Origin of the sequence: Sinomonas sp. (assembly GCF_051955515.1) — a bacterium.
In the GTDB taxonomy this organism is placed as follows: Bacteria; Actinomycetota; Actinomycetes; order Actinomycetales; family Micrococcaceae; genus Sinomonas.
This window is the reverse complement of sequence record NZ_JBQCGQ010000076.1, coordinates 1-7941: the sequence shown is the minus strand read 5'-3', so window position 1 is coordinate 7941 and position 7941 is coordinate 1. Positions and strand designations below refer to the sequence as shown.

Below are 7941 nucleotides of genomic sequence, written 5' to 3'. Positions count from 1 at the left end.
ATCATGATCACCTGGGGCATCGTCGCCGCGGCCACAGGCTTCGTGAACGGCGAGGCGAGCCTCTACGTCATGCGCATCCTGCTCGGCATTGCCGAGGCCGGCTTCTATCCCGGGGTCATCCTCTACTTCACGCTGTGGGTGCCGCGGCAGTATCGCGGCACGATGCTCTCGCTCTTCGTGCTCGGAGGAACCCTCTCCGGCATCATCGGCTCGCCCCTGACCGGCCTGCTCCTGACGCCCTCGACCTACTTCGGCGTCGAGTCCTGGCGAGCGATGTTCGTCATCGAAGGCATCCCCGCCGTGCTCATCGGCATCGTCTGCCTCTTCGTCCTGTGCGATCGGCCGGCCAACGCGAAGTGGCTCACCTCCCGCGAGCGGAACTGGCTGGAAGGCACCATCGCCGCCGAGGAGGCCCAGGTCCACTCCAGGCACTCGGTCGTCGGGATCTGGCGCTCGATGGCGGACGTCCGGGTCCTGACCCTCTCGGTGATCTACTTCTGCCTCAAGTTCGGCCAGTACGCCCTCTCGTTCTTCCTCCCGCTCATGGTGGTCGCCTTCCAGAAGGGCGGCGTCAAGCTCTCAACCTTCGAGGTGAGCCTCGTCGTCGCCATCCCGACCGCGGTCGCCGTGATCCCAGCGATCCTGTGGGCCCGCCACTCGGACAAGACCGGCGAGCGGATCTGGCACGCCACCATCCCGGCCATCGTCGGCGCCGTCGGCATCTGCATCTCGGCAGCGCTCCACGAGCCGATCCTGATCATGATCGCCCTCTGCGTCTCCACGGTGGGCCTGACCGCGCAGAGCGCCCCGTTCTACCAGATCCCCGGCCACTTCCTCACCGGCGCCGCCGCCGCGACGGCCTTCGGGCTTATCAACTCCCTCGGCAACCTCGGAGGGTTCGTCGCCCCGACCGTCTTCGGAGCCCTCAAGGACGCGACCGGCGACTACACGCTCCCCAGCTACATCATGGGCGGCGTCCTCATCGCGGCCGCGGTGCTCACCCTCATCCTTCCCAAGGCCTTCAAGATCGAATCGAAGGCCCTCAACCCCGAAAAGGCGTCCGCATGATCGAGGCCAAGATCTCCTCCGTCCACCTGGTCGAAGTCTCGGCAGTCCTTGCCCCCGATCCCTCGAGCCCCGGCTTCGCCCCGCAATCCCGTCCGGTCAGCGTCTACGACCAGTTCCACCCCGCCGGAGGCTGGCCTGCGCCCACCGATCCGCGCCGCAAGACCTCCCTGTACCTCGAGATCGGCACCACCTCGGGCGTGACGGGCCGCTACGGCCCGATCGACCAGGAAGCCGTGGCCCCGCTCGCCGAGGGAATGGCGGCATCGCTCCTCGGCCAGGACGCCCTTGGCGGCACCTTCATCTGGGATCTGCTCCAGCGCGGGAACCGCCACTCCCGCCACGGCAACCGCAAGATCGCCATCAGCGCCGTCGACAACGCGCTGTGGGACCTCCGCGGACGAGTCCTGGGCCTCCCGGTCTGGCGCCTCCTCGGCGGAGGCGGCAGGCCGAACATCCCGGCCTACGCGAGCACCCTCGGCACCTTCCACGGCGAGGGCCAGGTCGAGGAGACCGCCGCCCGCCTCCTCGACGAGGGCTACACAGCGCAGAAGTGGTTCTTCGGCGACGGCCCCGGACAGGGCGCCGAGGGAATGGACCGCAACGTGGCGCTCGTCGAGCGGACCCGAGGCACCGTCGGAAACAGTTCGGCCCTCATGTTCGACGCCTTCATGAGCTGGGACCTCACCTACGCCCGCCGCTGGTCCAGCAGAGTGGAAGGCCTCGGCCCGGACTGGCTCGAGGAGCCCTTCCCGGCCGGCGCCGTCGAGTCGTTCGCCCAGCTCCGCGCCACCACGTCGATCCCCCTCGCGGCCGGCGAGCACCTGTACGACCGCTACGACATCCTGCCCTTCCTCCAGCGCGGCCTGCTCAGCGTCCTCCAGATGGACCCGGAGTGGTGCGGCGGCGTGACGGATCTGGTCCGGATGTGCGCCCTGGCCGAGCCGTACGGGGTTCCCGTCATCCCGCACGGGCACAACATCCACGCCGCGCTGCACGTCGTCGCGAGCCAGTCCCCCGAGCTCTGCCCGCGGGTCGAATACCTGTTCCTCCACGAGCCAGAGCGGCACCACTTCGAGCTCGACCCTCCGGCCCCGAAGGGCGGAATCATCGCGCTGCCCACCCGGCCCGGCTTCGGGATCGAGCTCGACGAGGGGCGCATCAAGGAATCCCTGGACGTCATCGCGGTGTCCTGACGGCCGACAGTAGCGACCCTCCCATCGGCCATCGGCCGGGGGAGGGTCGCTAGCCGACGCGTGCGATCGCCGTGAGCGTTGCCTCGATGCCGGACGGCGAGAGCACGTGCTGCGAGACGAGCTGGCTGGCGCCCATGACGGCGGCCCGCTCGCCGGCCCGCGAGAGAACGATGCGGAGATTCGTCGTTGCAAGCGGCGGTGATCGGTGGTACACGACTTCGCGGACGCCCGCCATGATGTGCTCGCCCGCCGCGGCCATCGACCCTCCGAGGACGATCACGCTGGGGTTGAGGAGGTTGACGCACGTGGCCAGGACCTCGCCGATGTCGCGTCCGGCCTGGCGCAACGCCTGGATCGCGGCGAGGTTCCCGTGGGCCGCCAGCTCGACGACGTCGGCTCCCCTGCTGGCATCCACACCCTGTACGGCGAGCGAGCCGGCGACGGCGGCGCCCGAGGCAAGTGCCTCGAGGCACCCGATATTGCCGCACCGGCAGACCACGCCGTCGCCGCGGGAGACCCTGACGTGCCCGAGGTCGCCCGCAGTTCCATCGGCGCCCCGCTGCAGCTGGCCGCTGCTGATGATCCCGGAGCCGATGCCCGTTGCGACCTTGATGAACAGGAGGTCATCGACGTCCGGCCAGAACGCGGCCCGCTCTCCGAGCGCCATGATGTTCACGTCGTTGTCCACGAGGACCGGCACTGCGAGGCCGCGCTGGACGAAGCCGACCACGTCGAAGCCGTCCCAGCCGGGCATGATGGGTGGTTTCACAGGTCGGCCCGTTGCGTGCTCCACGGGCCCCGGCAGGCCGATGCCCACGCCGGCCAGCAGCCTCTCCGGTCTGCGCGAGGAGGCCAGAAGCCGCTTCCCCGCGTCCACGATGTGACCGAGGACCGGCTCGGGTCCCGTTGCCACCGGCAAGGCAGTGCGTTCCTCGGCCTGGACCTCGCCATTGAGGTCGGTCAGGGCGACCCGGACGTGGCTCGCGCCGACGTCGACGGCGAGCACCGAACGCGCTTGGGCGTGGAACGCGAAGCGTGACGGGGGACGCCCTCCGCTGGAGAGCGCCTCGCCGACTGAGACGATCAAGCCCGAATTCAGCAGGAGATCGACTTTGCCGGCCACGGTTGACCGAGCAAGCCCGGTGGTCATGGCCAATTCGGCCCTCGTCCACGGCTTGCCGTCGCGCAACAGCTGGAACAGGTCTCCGGTGCGCGAGATCGCGGCAGCGAGCATCTGCTCAGTGGGCGATGTCTCGTCGGAGAGTCGGCGCCCGCCGCGTCGGTCAGCCATGACCGCCAGTCTTTCACAACGACTTCCGTAAATCCACCAGTCTAAAGGTTGTCCACATACGAGGACTTTTGCTTGCCAATCGTCAAAAGTGTCTCTAGTCTCAAAGTGAAGCAGCTCACGGTCCCGCCGGTCATCGTCTCGACCACTCACTACAGCGAGAGGACACTGTCCCCATGGCCTACTCAGTCCAGCTTTACACCGTCCGTGACGCCATTGAAAAGGACCTGCCCAGCGCTATCCGACGTCTCGCGGAGATCGGCTACACGCAGGTGGAGCCGTACAAGTTCGCCGAGCGCGCCGAGGAATTCGCGGCAGCGTTCGAGGAGAACGGCATCACGGCCCCGACCGGGCACGCCCCGCTGCTCTCGTCGGATCAGGACGAGATCTTCGCAGCGGCGAAACGTCTCGGCATCGGCACCGTGATCGATCCCTACATTCCGGCCGAGCACTGGCAGGACGCCGACTCGATCCGCAACACCGCTGAGCGGCTCAACGCAGCGGCCACAAAGGGCGCTGAGCACGGAATCCGCGTCGGGTACCACAACCACGCCTGGGAGCTGGCGTCGAAGATCGAGGGAACCACAGCACTCGAGTACTTCGCGTCCCTCCTCGACCCTGAAGTGATCCTCGAAGTGGACACTTACTGGGCCGCCGTCGGCGGGGAAGACCCCGTGGCGCTGCTGAAGCGCCTGGGTGATCGCGCCGTCGCCATCCATATCAAGGACGGCCCGGTGAACGACGACAGGAAGGCCCAGCTTCCCGCGGGCCAAGGCGAGGTCGATATCTGGGGCGTGATCGCCGCAGCGAGGAACCTCGAGGTCGGGGTGGTCGAGTTCGACGACTACTCGGGGGACATCTTCGAGGGCGTCGCCGCCTCGCTGCGGTACCTCGAGGCCGGCGCCGCTGCTGCTGCAGCATCGAACACCGAGGCAGCGCGATGAGCCGGGGTCCCGTGGGCGTCGCCGTCATCGGCGCGGGCGTCATCAGCAAGCAGTACCTGGACAATCTGACCAAGTTCCCGGACCTCAAGGTCCATGTGATCGCGGACCTGTTCCCGCAGGCGGCCAAGGCCCGCGCCGAGGAGTACGGGATCGCCGAGCACGGAACCCCGGAGCTGGCCCTGAATCACCCGGACGTGGACATCATCGTCAACCTCACGATCCCGGCCGCGCACGTCGAGGTCGCCACGGCCGCGGTGCGCGCGGGCAAGCACGTGTGGAGCGAGAAGCCGTTCTCCCTGGACCGGGAGAGCGGGCTGGGCCTCCTGAAGGAGGCGGACGACGCCGGCCTGCGGCTCGGGTGCGCCCCGGACACCTTCCTGGGGGCCGGGCTGCAGACGGCGCGGCGGGTGATCGAGCGCGGCGACATCGGCACCCCGCTGACGGCCCAGACGGTCTTCCAGACTCCCGGCCCGGAGTCGTGGCACCCGAATCCGGCGTTCCTGTTCCAGCGCGGGGCCGGTCCCCTGTTCGACATGGGCCCGTACTACTTCACCGCCCTGATCCAGACGTTCGGCAGCATCCGGCGCGTTGCGGCGCTGGGGAACATGGCCAAGGCGACCCGCGTGATCGGCTCCGGGCCAAAGGCGGGAGAGGAATTCGAGGTCGAGGTCCCCACGCACGTGAGCGCGCTGGCCGAGTTCGAATCCGGCGCCTCCTCGCACAGCATCTTCAGCTTCCAGTCCCCCAGGACCCGGATGGGCTTCGTTGAGATCACCGGAACCGAGGCCACGCTGTCGCTGCCGGACCCGAACTACTTCGACGGCGACCTGGAGATCTGCAGGGCCGGCGAGCACGAGTGGACCAAGATCCCCACCACCGGCCCGGCCAACGGGCGCGGCATGGGCGTGCTGGACATGGCCCGCTCCATCCGCGCCGGCGTCCCGCACCGGGCCACGGGCCAGCTCGCCTACCATGTCCTGGACACCATGGTCTCGGTCTCCGAGTCCATCGACTCCGGCGCGTTCACCGACGTCGCCAGCTCTGCGCCGTCGTCCGCCCCGCTGCCGGAGGACTGGGCGCCCGAGCAGGCGACCCTCGACGGGGTGCTCGCGTGAGCCCTGAGCAGGCCGGCCGGCCGCTGGGGGTCGCCGCGATCGGGTATGCGTTCATGGGCAAGGCCCACTCGCAGGCCTGGCGGAACGTGGGGGCGTTCTTCGACGTCCCCGCGATCGAGCAGCGGGTGCTGGTGGGCCGGGACCCGGACGCCGTGGCCGAGGCCGCGGCCCGCTACGGGTGGGCCGAGTCCGCGACGGACTGGCGGCAGGTGATCGCCTGGGACGATGTGGACATCGTGGACATCTGCGCCCCGGGGTGGCTGCACGCCGAGATCGCGATCGCCGCGCTCGAGGCCGGCAAGCACGTCCTGGTGGAGAAGCCGCTCTCGAACACCCTCGCCGAGTCCGAGGCCATGGTCGCCGCCGCCGCTGCGGCCCGGGGGCGCGGGGTGCAGTCGATGGTCGGGTTCAACTACCGGCGAGTCCCGGCGCTGGCGTTTGCGCGGAAGCTCGTCGCGGAGGGCCGCCTCGGGGCAGTCCGGGAGGTCCGGGCCTCGTACCTGCAGGACTGGCTCGCCGACTCCGAGTCCCCGATGACGTGGCGGCTGCGGAAGGAGACCGCCGGGTCCGGGGCGCTCGGGGACATCGCGAGCCACGCGATCGACCAGGTCCAGTACCTCCTCTCCGACACCGTCACTGAGGCCTCCGGGCGGCTGCACACCTTCGTCGGCCGCCGGCCCGGGCGGGGCGGGGCCTTGGAGGACGTCACGGTCGACGACGCGGCCTGGGCCACGCTGGCCCTGGCCGGCGGGGCGATCGCCTCGGTGGAGGCCTCCCGCGTCGCTACGGGTAGGAAGAACTCCCTCCGCATCGAGGTCTACGGCACGGACGGTGCCCTGGCGTTCGACCTCGAGCGGCTCAACGAGCTCGAGTTCCTCGACGCCACCGCGCCCGCCGCGGAGCAGGGGTTCCGGCGGATCGTGGTCACCGAGCCCGAGCACCCTTACCTGGACGCGTGGTGGCCGCAGGGCCACATGATCGGCTGGGAGCACACCTTCACCCACCAGGCCCGGGACTTCCTGGCCGCGATCCGCGACGGGAACCCGCCGTCGCCCTCGTTCGAGGAGGGCCTGCAGGTCCAGCGCGTCCTGGCCGCCATCGAGGAATCCGCCGCCGCCAAGTCCGCCACCGTACAGCTGTAGAACAGTACAGCTCTAGCTCTCGAAGGAGACCCCCATGCCCCGCCCGTTCACCCTGTTCACCGGCCAGTGGGCCGACCTGTCCCTGGAGGAGGTCGCTGGGCTCGCGGCCGGGTGGGGCTACGACGGCCTGGAGATCGCCGTCTCGGGCGAGCACCTGGACGCCTGGCGGTGGGACGATGCGGCGTACATCGCCGAGCGCCGCGCCATCCTGGAGAAGCACGGGCTGAAGGTCTGGGCGATCTCGAACCACCTCAAGGGCCAGGCCGTGTGCGATGACCCGATCGACTTCCGCCACCAGGCCATCGTCGGCTCCAGGGTGTGGGGCGACGGCGAACCCGAGGGCGTGCGGCAGCGGGCCGCGGAGGAGCTGAAGAACACCGCCCGCCTCGCCAGAGCGCTCGGCGTGGACACCGTCGTCGGGTTCACCGGATCGAGCATCTGGCAGTACGTGGCCATGTTCCCGCCCGTCCCGGCCGAGGTCATCGAGGCGGGGTACCAGGACTTTGCCGAGAGGTGGAACCCGATCCTGGACGTCTTCGACGAGTGCGGGGTCCGCTTCGCCCACGAGGTCCACCCCTCCGAGATCGCCTACGACTACTGGTCCACCAGGCACGCCCTGGAGGCGGTTGGGCACCGGGAGGCGTTCGGGCTGAACTGGGACCCCTCCCACATGATGTGGCAGGGCATCGACCCCGTCGCGTTCATCACCGACTTCGCGGACCGGATCTACCACGTGGACTGCAAGGACACCCGCATGCGGATGGGCAACGGCCGCGCCGGGATCCTCTCCTCCCACCTGCCCTGGGGCGACCCCCACCGCGGCTGGGACTTCGTCTCCGCCGGACGCGGCGACGTGCCCTGGGAGGACGCCTTCCGCGCCCTGACCGCCATCGGCTACACCGGGCCGCTCAGCATCGAAGGGGAGGACGCCGGCATGGACCGCCTCCAGGGCGCCCCCGAAGCCCTCGCCGCGCTGAAGAAGTTCGACTTCGCCCCCTCCACCGCCTCCTTCGACGCCGCCTTCAGCAACCAAGGCTGAGCATGACTTCGTATCGCGAACTGCGGCCCGGGCAGCGATCCCAGATTTGGCTCGGCGGCCCCGAGATGCCATCTCCGGAGCTCCTTTTCGAAACGAAGGACCTTCTGATCGAGGCGCCAAACTGGTCCCGCGACGGACGCACGCTATACGTG

Annotated in this window: 7 protein-coding genes; 6 read left to right on the top strand and 1 reads right to left on the bottom strand. The window is 69.4% G+C overall.

Annotated elements, in window-relative coordinates:
• Both ACTHL9_RS04340 and ACTHL9_RS04335 read left to right on the top strand, forming a co-directional pair.
• On the top strand, positions 1–1068 hold a 1068-nt coding region (locus ACTHL9_RS04340; protein ID WP_440517557.1), incomplete at its 5' end, for an MFS transporter.
• Positions 1065–2261 carry an enolase C-terminal domain-like protein gene (locus tag ACTHL9_RS04335; protein ID WP_440517556.1) on the top strand — a complete coding sequence of 399 codons (1197 nt, stop codon included), beginning with the start codon at positions 1065–1067 and terminating at the stop codon, positions 2259–2261. The genes ACTHL9_RS04340 and ACTHL9_RS04335, both read left to right, overlap by 4 nt.
• Positions 2262–2310: 49 nt before the next feature.
• Here ACTHL9_RS04335 and ACTHL9_RS04330 read toward each other — a convergent pair whose 3' ends face one another.
• Positions 2311–3495 carry an ROK family protein gene (locus ACTHL9_RS04330; RefSeq protein WP_440517558.1) on the bottom strand — a complete coding sequence of 395 codons (1185 nt, stop codon included), beginning with the start codon at positions 3493–3495 and terminating at the stop codon, positions 2311–2313.
• Between the two features lie 230 nt (positions 3496–3725).
• Here ACTHL9_RS04330 and ACTHL9_RS04325 point away from each other — a divergent pair, with 230 nt between their 5' ends.
• From ACTHL9_RS04325 to ACTHL9_RS04310, 4 genes are read left to right on the top strand one after another with little or no spacing between them, the layout of a single operon-like run.
• Positions 3726–4493 (top strand): sugar phosphate isomerase/epimerase family protein, encoded by a 768-nt coding sequence (locus tag ACTHL9_RS04325; protein WP_440517555.1) that lies wholly within the window; start codon positions 3726–3728, stop codon positions 4491–4493.
• A complete protein-coding gene (locus ACTHL9_RS04320) occupies positions 4490–5608 on the top strand; it encodes a Gfo/Idh/MocA family protein (RefSeq protein WP_440517553.1) in 1119 nt (372 codons plus the stop codon). The genes ACTHL9_RS04325 and ACTHL9_RS04320 overlap by 4 nt, the downstream gene beginning before the upstream one ends.
• Positions 5605–6750, top strand: coding sequence for a Gfo/Idh/MocA family protein (locus ACTHL9_RS04315; protein WP_440517551.1), 1146 nt, complete (start codon positions 5605–5607; stop codon positions 6748–6750). Before ACTHL9_RS04320 ends, ACTHL9_RS04315 begins: the two co-directional genes overlap by 4 nt.
• A gap of 34 nt (positions 6751–6784) precedes the next feature.
• The gene (locus tag ACTHL9_RS04310; protein ID WP_440517550.1) at positions 6785–7789 is read left to right on the top strand and encodes a sugar phosphate isomerase/epimerase family protein; all 1005 of its coding nucleotides are present in this window, start codon (positions 6785–6787) and stop codon (positions 7787–7789) included.
• Positions 7790–7941: the final 152 nt, after the last annotated feature.